The sequence below is a fragment of the Arthrobacter sp. zg-Y916 genome (assembly GCF_020907385.1).
GTDB lineage: Bacteria > Actinomycetota > Actinomycetes > Actinomycetales > Micrococcaceae > Arthrobacter_B > Arthrobacter_B caoxuetaonis.
The window spans coordinates 723645-740380 of record NZ_JAJJOD010000001.1 but is presented as its reverse complement, the minus strand read 5'-3'; the positions used below and the strand labels follow the sequence as shown (position 1 = coordinate 740380).

General features: G+C 62.3%; 15 protein-coding genes. 8 read left to right on the top strand and 7 right to left on the bottom strand.

All coding sequences use genetic code 11. The features are described 5' to 3' along the window. The first annotated feature begins 105 nt into the window (after nt 1–105). The 6 genes from LOC59_RS03575 (at nt 106) to LOC59_RS03555 (ending at nt 4957) form a co-directional block, all read left to right on the top strand. Nucleotides 106–303, top strand: coding sequence for a hypothetical protein (locus LOC59_RS03575; protein WP_229970628.1), 198 nt, complete (start codon nt 106–108; stop codon nt 301–303). Then, the gene (locus tag LOC59_RS16840) at nt 300–956 is read left to right on the top strand and encodes a plasmid mobilization protein (protein WP_442860562.1); all 657 of its coding nucleotides are present in this window, start codon (nt 300–302) and stop codon (nt 954–956) included. The genes LOC59_RS03575 and LOC59_RS16840 overlap by 4 nt, the downstream gene beginning before the upstream one ends. Beyond that, nucleotides 953–2158: a relaxase/mobilization nuclease domain-containing protein gene (locus tag LOC59_RS03570; protein WP_229970626.1), complete on the top strand. Its 1206-nt coding sequence runs from the start codon at nt 953–955 to the stop codon at nt 2156–2158. Before LOC59_RS16840 ends, LOC59_RS03570 begins: the two co-directional genes overlap by 4 nt. After that, complete coding sequence (locus LOC59_RS03565) at nt 2142–2657, top strand: hypothetical protein (protein WP_229970624.1); 516 nt, start codon at nt 2142–2144, stop codon at nt 2655–2657. The genes LOC59_RS03570 and LOC59_RS03565 overlap by 17 nt, the downstream gene beginning before the upstream one ends. Nucleotides 2658–3023: 366 nt before the next feature. Next, entirely contained in the window at nt 3024–4346 is a 1323-nt protein-coding gene (locus LOC59_RS03560; protein WP_229970621.1) for a hypothetical protein, read from the top strand. A gap of 26 nt (nt 4347–4372) precedes the next feature. Next, complete coding sequence (locus LOC59_RS03555) at nt 4373–4957, top strand: recombinase family protein (RefSeq protein ID WP_229970619.1); 585 nt, start codon at nt 4373–4375, stop codon at nt 4955–4957. A gap of 224 nt (nt 4958–5181) precedes the next feature. Here the strand turns inward: LOC59_RS03555 and LOC59_RS03550 are convergent, their stop codons facing one another. From LOC59_RS03550 to LOC59_RS03530, 6 genes are all read right to left on the bottom strand, one after another. Next, the gene (locus LOC59_RS03550) at nt 5182–6315 is read right to left on the bottom strand and encodes a HEPN domain-containing protein (RefSeq protein WP_331460402.1); all 1134 of its coding nucleotides are present in this window, start codon (nt 6313–6315) and stop codon (nt 5182–5184) included. After that, the gene (locus LOC59_RS16835; RefSeq protein ID WP_442860567.1) at nt 6267–6665 is read right to left on the bottom strand and encodes a hypothetical protein; all 399 of its coding nucleotides are present in this window, start codon (nt 6663–6665) and stop codon (nt 6267–6269) included. The genes LOC59_RS03550 and LOC59_RS16835 overlap by 49 nt, the downstream gene beginning before the upstream one ends. 27 nt (nt 6666–6692) lie before the next feature. Further along, nucleotides 6693–10382 carry a YobI family P-loop NTPase gene (locus LOC59_RS03545; protein ID WP_229970617.1) on the bottom strand — a complete coding sequence of 1230 codons (3690 nt, stop codon included), beginning with the start codon at nt 10380–10382 and terminating at the stop codon, nt 6693–6695. A 100-nt stretch (nt 10383–10482) separates the two neighbouring features. After that, nucleotides 10483–11592, bottom strand: a complete 1110-nt coding sequence (gene ychF, locus LOC59_RS03540; RefSeq protein ID WP_229970615.1) for a redox-regulated ATPase YchF — start codon at nt 11590–11592, stop codon at nt 10483–10485. Nucleotides 11593–11667: 75 nt separating this feature from the next. Then, nucleotides 11668–12741 (bottom strand): 4-hydroxy-3-methylbut-2-enyl diphosphate reductase, encoded by a 1074-nt coding sequence (locus LOC59_RS03535; protein ID WP_227894389.1) that lies wholly within the window; start codon nt 12739–12741, stop codon nt 11668–11670. Nucleotides 12742–12799: 58 nt separating this feature from the next. Continuing rightward, nucleotides 12800–13624: a hypothetical protein gene (locus tag LOC59_RS03530; RefSeq protein WP_229970608.1), complete on the bottom strand. Its 825-nt coding sequence runs from the start codon at nt 13622–13624 to the stop codon at nt 12800–12802. A 178-nt stretch (nt 13625–13802) separates the two neighbouring features. Here LOC59_RS03530 and xseA point away from each other — a divergent pair, with 178 nt between their 5' ends. Then, nucleotides 13803–15080, top strand: coding sequence for an exodeoxyribonuclease VII large subunit (gene xseA / locus LOC59_RS03525; RefSeq protein WP_442860561.1), 1278 nt, complete (start codon nt 13803–13805; stop codon nt 15078–15080). Between the two features lie 37 nt (nt 15081–15117). Further along, nucleotides 15118–15351: an exodeoxyribonuclease VII small subunit gene (locus LOC59_RS03520; protein WP_423721115.1), complete on the top strand. Its 234-nt coding sequence runs from the start codon at nt 15118–15120 to the stop codon at nt 15349–15351. A gap of 9 nt (nt 15352–15360) precedes the next feature. Here LOC59_RS03520 and LOC59_RS03515 read toward each other — a convergent pair whose 3' ends face one another. After that, nucleotides 15361–16578, bottom strand: a complete 1218-nt coding sequence (locus LOC59_RS03515; RefSeq protein WP_227894386.1) for a pyridoxal phosphate-dependent aminotransferase — start codon at nt 16576–16578, stop codon at nt 15361–15363. Nucleotides 16579–16736 lie beyond the last annotated feature (158 nt).

Sequence of the window (16736 nt, the reverse complement as noted above, 5' to 3'; positions counted from 1 at the left end):
AAGCTCAAGGGTTAGGGAAAATTCCCGACTGGTTGCTCTCCTCGTTTTGATCGCCTGAGATGGCGCACGAGGCTCTCTTCCTGCAGAACTTACTGCAGGAGAACTATGGCTACCGCCGTTTTGGACCCAAAAACAACTGCCCTTAAGGGAACAAGCGCAGAACTTGTTTCCAGGCCGTACACCCCTATCAAGGTTTTCTCGCCTGAGATCGATGCCGCCATCGACCGCATCGTGGCAGCTGCTCCCCCTCTGAGCCAGGCCCAGCGTGACCGTCTGGCTGCCATCCTGGGCGGTGGTTCATGATGTCCCCGGACGATCTCAGCAGCCCTTCTGGGGTACGTATGGACGCCTATCTTTATGTTGAACGGCTACGCGAACGCATAAAGAAGGAGTCCTCTGAGCCGACGGTACTGGCTCACACTGACCCTAACGGCGAATCTCTCTCCCCCTCGCCCGCAATGAGCGCAGCGAACGAGGACGAGGGCCAGCGGTATTTGGAAGACTTGAGCGCCAGCGAAATGTCCGACAAATACCCTGCTGGCCTGCATCCTTTGTCCCTCCCGCGTAAGCACAGCCGTGCATCCAGCGAGACCACCCGTGAGCGCCGGCGGGTCTCGTTGGATGTACGGCTCACGGAGGCGGAGCGCGAAGCAATCCGCCTCCGTGCCCGCGTGCTCGGCGTCAAGCCGAGTACGTGGGCGCGCGGGGTCCTTCTTGACTCTTTGGACGCCCGCAGGGATCAGATCTCACGGATGCATCTGGCGGCGCCGGCGGCGCCTTCGCCGGAACTTGCGACAGCGGTGGATCAGCTTCGCAAGGTCGGTCAGAACCTCAATCAAGCCCTCCGGGCCGTCCACTCTGGAGAGGTGTCCGCGCTGGACGACGGACTACTCCGCCAGGTGCAGGGCGCTGTCGATAATGTACGTGAGTCGCTCGGGGATCGGACCACGTCATGAGCACGATCAACGTCCGGTCTTCCCGGGATGCCGCAGGTGCAGTGAACTACGTCCTTTACGGGAACTCGAAAGAGCGCCGTGCCGAACTCATCACGACCGGTCAGACCCGTGCCGCGGCGTTCGCAATCTCTGTAGCCGGCGACCACAGTGCCTCGCCGGCGGCGTTCATCGAGCGAACCGAGATGCTGGCTGCTGTGCATGGCCGCAAGGTCGAGCTCCAGTCCTACGTCCTCGCGTTCTCTCCCGACGAGTTCGATGTCACTGACCCGGACGACCTCGAGCGTATCCGGGACGTAGCGGTCGTCCTCATTGGGCGAATGCATTCCGCTGACTACCTCATCGTCGTACACGCGGACTCAGCAGGTCATCACGGTCACGCGCACATCCTCGTGGCCAACCACGACAACCTCACGGGCAAGTCTCTGCAGCGATATACCAGCTGGAAACACGGGCTTCGTCAGCTGAACGACGACCTTATGCGCGACGAGGGGCTGCGTGTGCTCCCCGACCCCGAGCAGCCCAAGCCCGACTGGGAGCTCCGCCGTGAAGCCTTCACATCCGGCGGGTTCGAACAGAGCCTCGGCGACAAGGTCTACATGGCGCTCTCCGATTCCCGCTCCGTGGATCAGCAGGCATACGAACGGGTGCTCGCAGAGCACGGCATCACGCTCGCCGTCACCCATCGCGACGGGTGGAGCTACAAGATGCGCCGTTCCGATAACAACAAGCTCGGCCGCAAGAAAGCTTCGGCCCTTACACCGGAGTTCACCGCCGAAGGGGCAGCTGCCATCTTCGGCATCCACCAGCAGAACCAGCAGAAAGGTGTTACCCATGGGACTCGCGGACCAGCTCCGTCGGGAGCAGCAGAACTCGACACCGTCGACCCCCTCGGAGCCGTCAAACGCCGAGGTCATCGCAGCGATAAACGCGCAGACGAAAGCCGTGAACGGTTTGAGGACGTATCTCCAGATCGACCTGGAGGAGACGATCAAGGACGAACTGCAGAAGCTCCTGCCGTCAACCTCACCGCCCTCCGGCAGCGAGATCCAGCAGATCACGATTATTGGCAACAGGTTGGGCGAGATCGAGAAGACGTTCACCGACTTCTCCCGCAGTCTCGATGGGGAAAAACTCAGCACCGCATCGCAGAGATTGATTCAGGAATCCCAGAAGAATCGCCTGATCGTGGTTTCGGCGATTGAAAAGCTCCGGGTCCAGGCCGACGAGAACAGGATTCTGGTCCGTCGTGCAGGTGTGGCTCTTCAGCAAGTTGAGCAGCTGGCCGGCCGGCAGATCGGAGAGGCAGTCCAGCAAATCACGGGTGAAGCTGCCCGGGCCGTCACTGCCCATCTCGCCGGTGCGAACGAACGTGCTGAGCAGATCATGGCAGCCACGGCCAAACTGACCAATCGTCAGCTCTGGTCGGCAGCTGGCGCCATGTGCCTGACACTCCTGCCGGTGGCAACGGTTGTCGCCGGACTCTGGATGGCCATCGCCGGAGTATTCACCGGGGTGCAGTGGGCCACCGACGTCGACGGTCATTTCTGGCTTGGCATGGGTCGTTGGGTCGCGGTCGCCTGTGGGCTGTCCGTTGTGGCCTATGGTCTGTTCGCTGGCACCCGGTGGACGGCTTCCCTTGTTGCTAAGTGGAAGGGCACCGGGTGCCAGCGATCCCTCCGGCAGCGAGGGGAGAAGCGCTGATGTGTGCCACCGAATCCGTCGCTCAGAGATCGGCGGAACCTCGCCCTGAAACTGACAACCCAAAAGTGAGTACGTTCCCCCTTCCTGACTTCACTATCTGGCGGAATCTCAGGCATATGCGCGCGCGGCATCCTACTCAACTTGATTTGGTCTGCAAAAAACTGAGTATGGATGGGCGCACCATATCCCTTCGTTTCGGGCATTCCGCAGCCAACCTGTACTCAGTTATTCAACAAAAAGTGAGTACAAGTTAGTGGAATGTGAGCAGGCCAATAAAAGCGTGTGCAATTCGTAGCTGCTATGCAGCCCCACTCAGATATACAGAGGCCCTCTGGCAACGGCTGAGGTTCTCGGAAAGGACACAACATGTCCAAGAAAACAGCCCACGGCACCTCTGGACGCCATCGCACTTGGTCCATCGTGTCCAATGCCTTGACTCGAGAGATGGTCGAAAAGTTCGTCGACACCCACCCACACGACCTGGTACATGGGGGAATCCATGACCGCGACCCTGGCACCGAGACACACGGTCACATCTTCTACCGCTCGAAGACTCAGCGCACTGCTGAAGCCATCCAACGCAAGTTCCCGGTGCCGGTCATAGTTAGGCCGTTCATCGTCCACCCAGGTGAACCAGGTACAGACCGCGGGAAGTTCGCTATGGCACGTGGTGCCCGGTACAACACCCATGAGCATCCCGACCAGCAGGCGCTCGGTAAGGCACGTTACGGTGACGACGAAATGATCGCGACACCGGGCTGGGACTGGCGCGCTGAAGTTGATGCTCTCAATGGCCGGGAAGGTGTTGATCCGGAGCGTCCGGCACGTCTCACAGTGATCGAACGGCTGTCCAAGCGTGTGCTGGCAGGCGAACTGACGGCCCGCGATGTGCACCGGATAAACGCAAAGATCTACCTGGCTAAGGGGCCCAGTCACTGGTCCAGGCTGGAGCACACAGCTGCCGAGTGGAAGCGCCAGGAAGCTGAGGAAACCGCACGGCGAATCTATGAGGAGCGCCGGCAGGCCGAGGAAACGGATCGCGCCGAACGGATCCGCCTAGCTGCAGAACAGGCTGAGCGAGATGAACAGTCCAAAGCCGAGCGTGAGGCCGCAGAGAAGACCGAACGTGAAGAGGAGGCCCACAAGATGGCCGAAGAACAGGCCACCCGCCAAGCCGCACTGGAGGCAGAGCAGTCCACGCCTGAGTACCAAGAGTATGCTGCCGCAGAAAAAACTGAACGCGAACGTGACGACTTGATCGACATGATCGCAATGTGGAACGACGTTAAGGGCCTTCGCTCTGCCCGCAGCTCCCACGCCAGTAACTGTGCTGCCGCCCTGGGTCTGACTTCTTCCGAGTACATGCGTGAGGATGGAAAGCTCACGCACTTGGGTGCGGTGCTGGTTTATGCCGAAGCCGTACTGGACGTGGCGCCTGACGACGCAAACGTCCAAGAGATCATGCCAGAGATACGGTCGGACATTGACAGCCATCGGCAGGCCGTCTCTTCTGTAGGCCGTCAGCTCGCTGGTCCGGAGTTACACGCCGCGGAAGGTAATAAGTCGGCTTTCGACAAAGCCCTGCAGCTGCGAGAGACCTACTCCGGTTACCCCGATCTCGTCGGCGTTCCTTCGCCGCGTGCTGACATCAAAAAGGTCTGGCGTGATCAGCTCCTGGCAGTCTCCTGACCGACGATCAAAGAAAGGAATCCACCATGAAGTATGGATACACCCGGACATCCACAAAAGATAAACAGGACGACGCTCTTCAGCGCCGAGCACTTATCGATGCCGGCGTTGATTGGGGGCACATTTTCTCCGACCAGGTCTCGGGCTCCAAGGAGGCCAAGTCCCGCTCAGGGTGGGTGAATCTTGAGGGGAGGCTTCGCCGCGGTGATGAACTTGTTGTGTGGCGCATCGACCGCATCGGCCGCTCGATGATCGATGTCGTGACGACAGTCAAAGAGCTCGTCGACCGGGGAATCGACGTGAGGTCCCTCTCCGACGGTATAGATCCCTCAAGCCGTGAAGGACGGCTGATGCTCAATCTCATGGCGACCTTCGCTGAGTATGAGCGCGAACTCATCCAAGAACGCGTCCAGGCCGGCGTTGATGCGGCCAAGGCCCGGGGTGTGCGGTTCGGCCGTCCAACCCCGGACGCCGGGAAGGTTGCTCTGAACCTGCGGACAGTGAAGCACCTCATCGACACTGAAGGACTCGGAGTAGTGGAGGCCGCCCGGACTGTCGGGTGGTCGAAAGCGACTTACTATCGCCACCGTTCGGCAGCGGGGGTCTCATAAACCCCAGTCCGTGGATGCCACTTATGAGACAGCATTCCGAGACCTGTTCACCGGCGGTTTGCCGGCGAACAGGTCTCGTCTCATTAGGGTGATGATTTCGAGACATTGCAGCTGTTTCGCATGGGCACGCATCAATGCACGCTGGGACAACTGGTATCGGAGATGTTGAGGCAGGGTAGACCCTGAGAGCCTCCGCGAGATTGAGCACCTCAGCCACGCCGTTGTCAGGAGTCATCGTTGGGTGTAGCCAGCCATTCCCGCGCGGCGCTGGCCGTCGCCCTTAGCTGTGGATGCACCTGTATGATCTCGCGTTGCCTTTCAGGCGGTAGCCCGAGCTCGTGGAGCACGTTCAGGATCACCACAGCCGTCGTTACCTCAATGACGGCGATCAGCTCACCGAAGGCATGGTCGGGGGTCCTTCCTTCATGCGCCAAATCGTTGCGAGCCCGGGTGGTGCGCTTCGCCCATTGATCTACATCCGGCATAAGCAGTCCAACCGCCTCCTGATCGGGACGTGCGGCGAGAGCGTGGAGCCTGTCCCGGAGCGTGGGATCATTTCGGATTGCCCCCTTGAACCTCGATCTGTGTTCCTGGGGGGCCTGCTCAAGCATGGCCTCGCGCATCACTTTGAACTCTTCTGCTGGGAAGGGCTTTTGAGCGATGCCAAGACGACGGTGCAGCACCTCAGCCGCACCCACGGCCATCAGAAGGTTGCTCTCCACGTAGCGGTCTGGCGCATAGCGGAGGCCCAGGATCATGTTGATCGCCGCTTGCAGTCGGCCGTGCGCTTCGTACCAGCGGGGCAGGACATTCTCGAACGGGAGCGAGTTGCACGTGAACAAGACACGGTGTTGGTCGATAGCCTTGGCATCGCCCCCGCCGAGCACAGGAGGCGAGTAGAGCACATCGGCGCGCCGCCGCGGTGAGGGGTGGCCGTCCGGCAGCAGCGTCGGCTCCGTCTCCGCCACTTCGACCCGGAGACAAATCAGGCCGGCGGCTCGATGGGTCGCGAGAGAGATGAGGTCCTGCACTAGGCTGGCAACTTCTCGCGCACGGTCGAGAGAGAACGGGCCTACCGGGACGACGCGCATGAAGGCCGTGTCGCGCATGCGTCCGACCGTGCTGCCCTTGCGCTCGTCAAAGAACGGCAACGTGTGCCGGTGCTGCAAGCTGAACTCGGTTCCATCGATCACAACCGACTGCGTCTCTACAGGCTCCACGGAGATGCTCCCCGTCCCGTCGAAGTTGCCGTCCGGAACACCCACAGAGTATTGGAACACCGATGACGCAGCCCAAACGCCGAGGTCCTCTACTTCAATTTCCGCCGCGGAGAACGCACATTCATCCTCGCCATTGATGTGGGCCCCGATGAGGGCAATCCTCGCCCCACGGTCTGTTTGTCAGGGCTCTTCACTCGAGCAAAGATGGTACGCTTCCCAGCCGTTGGGGCGCAGCCAAGGAGCGAAATCTCCCGTTGCTCTGCAGCGCCGTGGATGACGCCCCAGGTCCGGGTCCCCTCGTGGAACAGGGTGACACCAGGAGAAGGCGTCGACATGATGCGGTCCTCGAATGTACCAATCAACGAGAGCACCAGGCCGTCGTCCGGCGAATATCTGAGGACCCCGGGGACCTGCTCGTCAGGGTCATCTGGCAACCACCACAGCCCTGACCACTCGCCAGGCGCATCGAGGTTTATGGGTTCACTCATGGCCAAGTTGACGCGTCTCCTTCCGAGCTAGACAAGGGTTCGGACCCTTTTTCCGCGAGGACGCTTTGAAACGATGGTAATCCTTCCGGCCGCTTCGAGGCGGCCGAACAGAGTCGCGATGGACGAGCCTGTGGGCATGTCAAATTCTTTGCCCGGGCCGGTCACCAGCGCGTCATATGGCTCTCCAAGCAATGCGAGGATCTCCGCAAGATCACTTGCATCAGTCTTGTTGTCGCGCACCAGCAAGGGCAGGACTGCCTCTGCCGTCTGCGTGACGCGGGCTATGCGGCGAACATCCGCAAAGGACAGAGGGATACGGTTCTCAACTGCAAAAAGTCCAGCTGCCCGAAGAGCGCCCTCGTCGTCGGCTGGCACGTAGACACCGATATTCTCGACCACGATCCGACGCAGCGCTTCGGGGGTCCGCGGGTCTTCCATGAACTCCGCGAGGAAGCCTGCCACGAGCTCGGGAGTCATAAACTCCTGCACGTTCCCGGACACCGCGAACGCCTCCGAGACTGCGTGCCAACCACCATTCGCGAAATGGGCGAACGTCTCGTAATCATCCGGCAGGAGTCCCGCCTCCAGGGCTCTGGCGAAGAGCTGGTCTGGACTCGGCGTCAGCTCGCCCAGCTCAATCTCGCACTCGAGTTTAAGCTGCTTGACGAGCTGGACCCGGGCCCGAGCCTCAAGATGCGTCGAAGCGTTCAGAATATGAACCGCGAATCGGTCCCTGTCATCGTCCGCGACCTTTTCAACCTCAACCAGCTCAACCGGGTCGCCCCCGGCGCCGGCCAATAGACCAGAAAGCTGCTCGTCGATCCCGTGAACCTGCACGTAGGCCCACACGTTGGCGGCCGTCGGACTCATGAGGCCGGCATCCACGATTGTGCGCCAGATTGCTTCCGGGACATCCTCAATATCCTTGATCGTGGCATGTTTGGTACTCCCATCAAGCACCAGTTGCAGCTGCTCATCTGTCCAGGCCTCATGCTGCTCATTGATGACGGCAATCAGCACGGACTCGGTGCGCAGCATCTTCTGAGACGAATCGTTGGCGCGCATCGCTTCGGCGTAGTCCTCGATATGAGCGCTGCAGTACTCCCACACACCCCGTTTCTTTCGCACCTCGTCAAGCGTCGGCGCGACATCGATCCCAAGAGCCACCTGCAGATTCGGCACTGTGATCTGGTACGTGTTAGCGGCCACCACATGAGCCCGGAGCAACTCGCTCAAATCGCCGAGGTCAGTGATACACAGCCGTAGGCCCTCGAGAATCGCAAAGACCCGCTCAGTCTGTGACGCTGACAGCGTCTCACGGACGGCAGTGAGGCGCGGATAGGAAGACTCGATCAGTGCCCGCGAAGACGCGCCGAATTCGTAGGCCTCGACCTCGACCGCGCTCCGAAGAGCTGCGTCCAACAGCCAAATCCGTGCCTCTTGGTCAGGGATCCCGGGATGACCCGCAATATACTCGAACACGTCACGCCAGGGATGCAGCGTCAGCTGTTGGATGAGGAGATCACCAGGGGCATCCGGTGTGTTGAGGAACGCATCAAGAAACGCCTGGACGTCCGGGCCGTCGTGGGTGACCGCAAACTCAACCAACCGCTTGGCGTCCTCGGCCCTCTCCGCGAGCAGGTATGACGCCACCTGGACGTTCAGTGCGCTCACAGTGCTGGTGAAGTCCGCTGGCACCTGCTCAAGCAAGTTACTCATCGCGTTCTCAGAGGTGAACTCGTAGTCGAGGTACATCTCGTTCGGCTGGACGCTGTGATTATAGAAGAACGCGACGTCGATTCCCACAAATTTGCCGTAGAAGATCGCGGAGTACTCGGCGTAGTTGCGTGTGATGAAGCCTCGCCGCACGAGGTCACGTGCCAGCTCCGACTCGAGCACGTCGGTGATGTGCTGGTCGAATCTGATCCGCCCTTTGGGGACGCGTTCGTAGCGGGCTAGCCCAGCGAAGTCTGCGCCCCGCAGGGTAGCGATGTCCTGGTCGTATTGACGAAGCAGACGTACGACCTCGGCGGGAACTGGGTCGCGCCACTGCTCCGACTCGGTCTCCGGGAACATGCGACCAAGCTGAGCCGGGGTTAACGTCACCGGGTGCGGGTTGTACTGCTGTACGAGAGAGAACGACTTCGTTCTGGAGACGCGCTCCCAGAATTCCACAGTGCCAACGGCATTGAACTTATAGCTCTGGCCGTCAACAGTTACCGAAAGGTATGGATAGCCATCCTGAGCAGGGAAGAGGGCTTTGATATCGCAGAGCCTGCTCCCTAGCTCCGCCGCGGTGGCCTCCATCCACTCGCACTGTTCCTCAGCCCTCATCCGCTTCCGTCGCTTCTCCTGTAGGCCCTCGATCAGGGTCCTGACATCGCGGCGATGGAACCCTTCGAGCACATCAAGCGTGCTGGTCCGCTGCGAGATGGCTTCGAAGTCAGCGAGATGGAAGTTTTTGTAGGCGACGAGTGCGAAGAGATGGTCCGCCGTCATGCCAGGGGCGGGTTTTTCTGTCCACAGCAGGTGTTCGACGAATACGGCGAATTCGTTGCCGATGTTTTTCATCAGACGCATGTCTGTGGTGTGGCGTGCGACCAGATCCAGAAGCGGCCGTGAGACGAAATCTTCGGCGAAACCGAGTTTCACCAGCTGTCCAATAAGGTGGTCACGGGCGTTGCGGTGCGAGATGAACGGCACAATGGGAATGACGATTTCGAAAAACTTGGTCCGGTTCGCGCGGCGGACTGCGGCTTCGGCAATGTCGAGACGGGGCTTCGCGCTGGCCTTGGAGCTGTCCTGTTCCTTGCCGGTGTCAGCAATGCCATCCTTGGGCTCCTTCTCCCCGTCCTTGGAATCCGCCTCCGTACCCAGCTGCTCGAACAAGCTGTCCTTGATGGCGTAGATGAACCGCAGAGGCTGCGGCTTAGCCTGCCAGTTTGCGGAAGCATTGACGAGAGTGTTCAGTTCGCGGAGGGAGTCGAAGATCTGTGGGTCTTCGAACCGGTCCAGATCCTCGAAGATCACGTACTCCGGTCCGACGGCGTCAAAGAATGCAAGGATCTCGTCGAGGAAGCTGTCAAAGTAGGTGGTCGGTCCTTCACCAAGGGAGATCGTTGTGCCGGCGGTCGTTACCTCCGAGACAATCCGGTCGCCGACGAGCCAGCGAGCTGCCCACAGGGACACCAGCACGAGAAGGAACAGCAGCACTGCATGGCCAAGATATCCGAGCGGAGAATCAGTCGCTTCCGGCCAGCCGGGTCCGGATCGGATCCCAAGCACCCATAGGAGACTCAGGCTGACCACACTCGCGCCAAGAGCATGGAGGAAGGCTCTGCCCATGGTCAGCGGCTTCTGCCTGGCGAACCTGGATCGACGGATCCGCCCGGGTTCCAATCGGTAGACGAGCTGCTTGACCAGCTCCTTCTGGATCCGGTTAGTCAGATCCTCGTCGTCCTTGTCCGGACCGAGCGTGTTGATACTGATGCGGACCGTGGTTTTCTGGTGCTTCTCCTCGAAGGCATCCAGCACACTGGACTTGCCGGCTCCGTAGCGTCCGGTGAGGGCGATGTTTCGGTTCCTCTTATCGAGGACCGCCTCCTCAAGATGCCGCACGTAGGTGTCGTGCTGATCACTCGCAAATTCAGGGGCAAGACTGCGCAGCTTGAACTGCGGCCACTGTGCCTCCGGCTCGGTCGGACGTTCCTGGGCCATAGTTCCTCTTCCCCCAAAGAGCCCTTGATGTGGTCAACGCCCAGCTTCAGAGGCGCGGTCGGATATGCCTCCGAAGCTGGATATGAAGTGGTTCTGCGACCTATTTTTTTCCCTGCGCCGCTGAGGTTATTCCGTGACGGAATTCCACCACATCGCCGTCGGCCATGACGTAGTCCTTGCCTTCAATCCGGACCTTGCCGTGGGCCTTGGCCTCAGCCATGGAACCGGCTTCAACCAGATCCTCGAAGGAGACAACTTCGGCCTTAATGAAGCCGCGCTGGAAGTCGGTGTGGATGACGCCGGCCGCCTGGGGCGCGGTGTCGCCCTTGCGGATGGTCCAGGCACGGGTTTCCTTGGGACCAGCGGTGAGGTAGGTCTGCAGGCCGAGGGTGTGGAAGCCAACGCGGGCCAGCTTGTCCAGGCCGGACTCTTCCTGGCCGCTCATTTCGAGCATTTCGCGGGCTTCTTCTTCGTCCAGCTCCACGAGGTCGGCTTCAAGCTTGGCATCGAGGAAGATGGCGTCGGCGGGAGCAACGAGTTCGCGCAGCTCAGCCTGGCGGTCCGGGTTGCCCAGGACGGCGTCGTCGACGTTGAACACGTAGATGAACGGCTTGGCGGTGAGCAGGCTCAGTTCACGCAGCTGGTCCATGTCCAGCTTGTCCTTCTCCACGGAGGAGAAGATGGTGTCTCCGCGTTCCAGCACGGCCTGGGCGGCCTGCATGGCAGCCAGCTGCGCGGCGTCGCGCTTCTTGATCTTCACTTCCTTCTCCACGCGCGGAATGGCCTTCTCCAGGGTCTGGAGGTCCGCGAGGATCAGTTCAGTGTTGATGGTCTCCATGTCCGAGCGGGGATCAACCTTGCCGTCCACGTGGACAACATCGGGATCATCGAACACGCGGATGACCTGGGCAATGGCCTCGGCCTCGCGGATGTTCGCCAGGAACTGGTTGCCCAGTCCTTCGCCCTCGGAGGCACCCTTCACAATGCCGGCGATGTCCACGAAGGACACTGTTGCGGGCAGGATCCGGGCCGAGCCGAAGATCTCCGCAAGCTTGGCCAGCCGCGGGTCCGGCAGGGAGACGACGCCGACATTCGGCTCGATCGTGGCGAACGGATAGTTCGCCGCGAGCACGTTGTTGCGGGTCAGCGCATTGAACAGGGTTGATTTGCCGACGTTGGGCAGGCCGACGATGCCAATAGTAAGAGCCACGTTAGTAAATGTTACCGGGGCAGCCCGCCTGAGCCGAACCGGACACCGCGGCGCCCGGGAAGGGCACCCGCGAAGTTAGGAGCGGCGGCCGCCAAGTCCGCGGGAGGTGTCCCCCATGGCCTTGAGGGTGGCTCGGATTTCCTTGGGCAGGGAGAAGATGATGTCCTCTTCCGCCGTGACGACTTCCTCGACGTCGCCGTAGCCGTACTGGGCCAGCAGGTTCAGGACGTCCTGGACCAGGTTCTCCGGCACCGAAGCGCCGGAGGTCACTCCCACGGTGGAGACGCCTTCAAACCAGGACTCGTCCACCTCATTGGCGAAGTCCACCCGGTAAGAGGCCTTGGCACCGTACTCCAGGGCAACCTCAACCAGGCGCACCGAGTTCGAGGAGTTCGCGGAACCGACCACAATGACGAGGTCCGCGTCGGGGGCGATCTTCTTGATCGCGGCCTGCCGGTTGGAGGTGGCGTAGCAAATGTCGTCGCTGGGCGGATCCTGCAGGGTGGGGAACCGCTTGCGCAGCAGATTCACCGTATGCATGGCTTCATCCACGCTCAGTGTGGTCTGGGACAGCCAAATGACCTTGTTGGGATCACGGACCACCACCTTGTCCACATCTTCGGGACCGTTCACAATCTGCGTGTGTTCGGGGGCCTCTCCGTAGGTGCCTTCAACTTCCTCGTGGCCCTCGTGTCCGATCAGCAGGATGTCGAAGTCGTCGCGGGCAAACCGCACTGCTTCCTTATGGACCTTGGTCACCAGCGGGCAGGTGGCGTCGATGGTCTGCAGGTTCCTGTCCTTCGCGGACTGCACGACGGCGGGAGAGACTCCGTGTGCGGAGAAGATCAGCCTGGCGCCTTCCGGGACCTCGTCGGTTTCATCGACGAAGATGGCGCCTTTTTCCTCCAGCGTGTGGACCACGTGCAGGTTGTGGACGATCTGCTTGCGGACGTAGATCGGCGGCCCGTAGGCCTCCAGTGCCTTCTCGACGGCGATGACGGCACGGTCGACGCCGGCGCAGTAGCCGCGCGGGGCTGCGAGCAGGACCCGGCGCGCACCGGAAACCGGCGCGGCAGCAGCAACCTCTTCGGGGCTGCGGCGGCGGCGGGGCACGGTGGGCATCGGCACGGAAACGGCTGTGCTGGTCATGACTCCATGCTAGCCGGTACGCGGAACGGACCCCGGGCCCATGCGTCCTAGTCCGCTGTCAGCGCACCTGCCGGCGGCTTCCGGCGACCAGCCGGAAGATCAGCCCTACGACGGCGAGTGCCGCGGCACCCAGCATCAGCGGTACGAGCCAGCCCTGGAAGTTTTCGGCAGCCCGCGGAGCGAGCGCCGAGATGAAGGTGGAAGCAACGGGGTTGGCCGGGAGCCGGCCTTCGGCGAGTCCCGGCAGCGCGCCTGCCGCCAGCCAGAGCACTACGCCAAAGGCGACGGCACCGAGGCCGGCCAGTGCCAGGGTTGTGGACCGGCGCCTGGCTGCCAGCAGGCCGAGCAGCAGGGCCAGAGCGGCAGCGGCAGTGAACAGCGGCCAGGACTCTGCAAACCGGGTCAGGTTTGCCAGTTCGGCGCTGCGGTCGGTGTTGGACACCACAATGGGGCGGGGACCGGCGTCGGGCGCTTCCGTTCCCATTTCCCCGGCGATGCCTGCCGTGGCGAGGTTCAGCAGCGGACCGATGTCGAGGGTGGGGACACCGGTGTCGAAGGTCTCGGCGTGTGAGTTTTCAAGGGTCGCCGTCCAGGCATCGGGATAGCCCGGGTCCTGCTGGATCCCGGAAACGATGCGCTCAACAATGGGCTCCACGAAAGACGCCATCCCCTCGGGCAGTCCGTCCGTGGCGGCCTGGCCGGCCTGGTCGGCAACTGCGGCGGAGAGCTCAGCCTGGAACGCCTGATCCTCTCCAAGCGGCTGGGCCAGGGAAGCGAATCCCGGGCCTGAAACCACATGCTGCGCGAGCCAGGCCCCGCATGCTGCTGTCCCTGCCAGCAGCACTGCCGCCACGACCAGGAGTGCCGAAGCAAAACTACGCATTCTTCCCCGCTTTTCTTCCACCATCAGCCGTTGTCGGCCTTCCCTAAAGTACCGGCAGAAGGCTTGCCGGCGCCTGAGTGCCGGGTCCGCGGCCAGCCGTGTCCCCGGCACCTGATAGACATTAACCCAGGGACGGTTCCGCCGCGGCACCTCCCGATGAGATGACCAGGAGCTCGAATTGCAGGATGAGACAGGCCCCCAGGACCCTGGCGCTGCCGATGCAGGGACCGCGCTGGCACCCACCGCTGCCCTCACGTCGCCGGAGAATCCGTGGCCGCTGGCCCTGCTGTCGAAGAACCTGAAGGCCTACATCGACCGGGCCCCCGCAGCGTGGGTCGAGGGCCAGGTCATCGAACTGAACCGGCGCGCGAACGCCTCCTACATCACGCTTCGCGACGTCGACGCCGAGGTCTCGCTCTCGCTCACAGTGTGGGGAACGGTCATGAACCGGCTGGAGCTCCCGCTCGAACGGGGTGCCCGCGTCGTCGCGCACATCAAACCGGATTTTTGGATGAAGACCGGCCGCCTGTCCATGCAGACCCGGGATATCCGTCCCGTCGGCCTCGGCGACCTGCTGGCACGCATCGAACGGCTGCGGCAGGCCCTGGCAGCCGAAGGGCTGTTCGCTGCCTCCCGCAAGAAGCGCCTGCCGCTGCTGCCCGGCCGGATCGGCCTGATCACCGGGCGAAACTCGGATGCCATGAAAGATGTCATGCGCAATGCTGCCCTCCGCTGGCCTGCCGTTGAATTCGAGGTGCGGGAAGTGGCAGTCCAGGGCGTGAACGCGGTAGCGGAGGTCAGCCGTGCCCTCGCCGCGCTCGATGCCATGCCCGAAGTGGACGTCATCGTCATCGCCCGCGGCGGCGGCTCCCTGGAAGATCTGCTGCCGTTCAGCCATGAGGACCTGGTCCGGGCGGTTGCCGCCGCGCAGACTCCGGTGGTCAGCGCCATCGGCCATGAAGCCGACCGTCCGCTGCTGGACGAAGTCGCGGACCTGCGGGCCTCCACGCCCACGGACGCCGCCAAACAGATCGTGCCCGACGTCGGCGAGGAACTGGCCCGGATTGGAACAGCCCGTTCGCAGCTGCGGCGGATCATGGAACTGATGCTCAGCCGTGAGGCAGACCGGCTCATGCACATCCGCACCCGTCCGGTGCTTTCCGCTCCGCAGACCATGCTGGCTACCCGTGCCGATGAGGTCTCCGGGCTCCGCGACCGGGCCTTCTCCGCGATGCGCGCCGAGGTACGGCGCGACGCCGACCGGATCAGTTACCTGCGGGCGCAGGTCCTCTCCCTCTCACCGCAGAAAACGCTGGACCGCGGCTACGCCGTCGTCCAGCTTGCCGACGGTTCCGTTGTCCGCGATGCCGCCGCGGTGGAGCCGGAATCCGCCCTCCGGATCCGGGTGGCGTCCGGCGAGCTGGGAGCCGTCGCCACCGGGCCGCACCAGCCCTGAGATTTTCCGAACCACGATGAGCCACCAGGAGAAACCCATGAACGAAGCAGCAGCACTTCCCGCCGATATCGAGGCCATGAGCTACGAGCAGGCACGTGACGAACTTGTTGGCGTGGTGACGCGTCTGGAGGCCGGCGGGGCAAGCCTCGAAGAATCACTGGCACTGTGGGAACGCGGCGAGGCCCTTGCCACCCGGTGCGAGTCCTGGCTTGAAGGCGCACGCCAGCGGCTGGACGCCGCCCGCGCCGCCCGCGAGGGCTCCGCCGAGTAAAACGGGCCCCTACGGCTTGTAGGTGCTCAGGAATTCTGCCAGCCGGGACACGGCATCCTCGATGTCTTCAAGGGCGGGCAGCGTCACCATCCGGAAGTGGTCGGGACGGATCCAGTTGAACGCCGTTCCGTGCGAAACCAGGATTTTCTGCTGTTTGAGCAGGTCCAGGGCGAACGACTCATCCGACGTGATGGGATACGCTTCGGGGTCCAGTTTCGGGAAGAGGTAGAGCGCCCCCTCGGCGTTCTCGACGCTGACGCCGGGAATGTCGTTCAGCATCTTGAAGGCCAGGTCGCGTTGCGCCTTGAGCCGGCCGCCGGGCAGGATCAGGTCATTGATGCTCTGGTAGCCGCCCAGCGCCGTCTGGATCGCATGCTGCGCCGGAACGTTGGCGCACAGGCGCATGTTCGCCAGCAGGTTGATGCCCTCGATGTAGTCGGCGGCAGCCCGCTTGGGGCCGGAGATGGTCATCCAGCCGCTGCGGAAGCCCGCGATCCGGTACGCCTTGGACAGTCCGCTGAAGGTCAGGCAGAGGACGTCGTCACCCGTAATGGACGCCGCGTTCACATGGACGGCGCCGTCGTAGAGGATCTTCTCGTAGATCTCGTCGGCGAAAATGATCAGCCCGTGCTTGCGGGCCAGATCCACGATCTGCCGGAGGACGTACTCCGGGTAGACGGCACCGGTGGGGTTGTTGGGGTTGATGAGCACAATGCCCTTGGTCCGGGGAGTGATCCGGGCTTCCATGTCCTCGACGTCGGGCCACCAGTGGTTGTCCTCGTCGCACAGGTAGTGCACCGCGGTGCCGCCGGCCAGCGACACTGAGGCCGTCCACAGCGGATAGTCGGGGGTGGGCACCAGGATCTCGTCACCGTTGTCCAGAAGAGCCTGGAGGGACATCGTGATCAGTTCACTGACCCCGTTGCCGAGGTACACATCGTCGACGTCGATGTTGTGGATGCCTTGGCTTTGGTAGTACTGCACCACAGCCGTGCGGGCGGAGAAGATGCCGCGGGAGTCGCTGTACCCCTGCGCCGTGGGCAGGTGCCGGATCATGTCCACGAGGATGGCCTCGGGCGCCTCGAACCCGAAGGGCGCAGGATTGCCGATATTCAGCTTGAGGATGCGCTGGCCTGCGGCTTCCATCCGCTGGGCATGCTCAAGCAGCGGTCCACGAATGTCATAGAGGACGTTGTGGAGCTTCTGCGACTGGGTGAATTCGACCATCTACTCAGAATGCCATAACAGCGCCCGGCACCCGCTTTACCTGACGTTCGAAGGCGCGTTCCGCTCCCCCAAACCCCGCGAGAGGCCAGTTGCGGCTCGTTTGAGGCATCATTCGAGCCGTAACTGGCCTCTCGGCCGGGACGGTGTCTGGCCTCTCG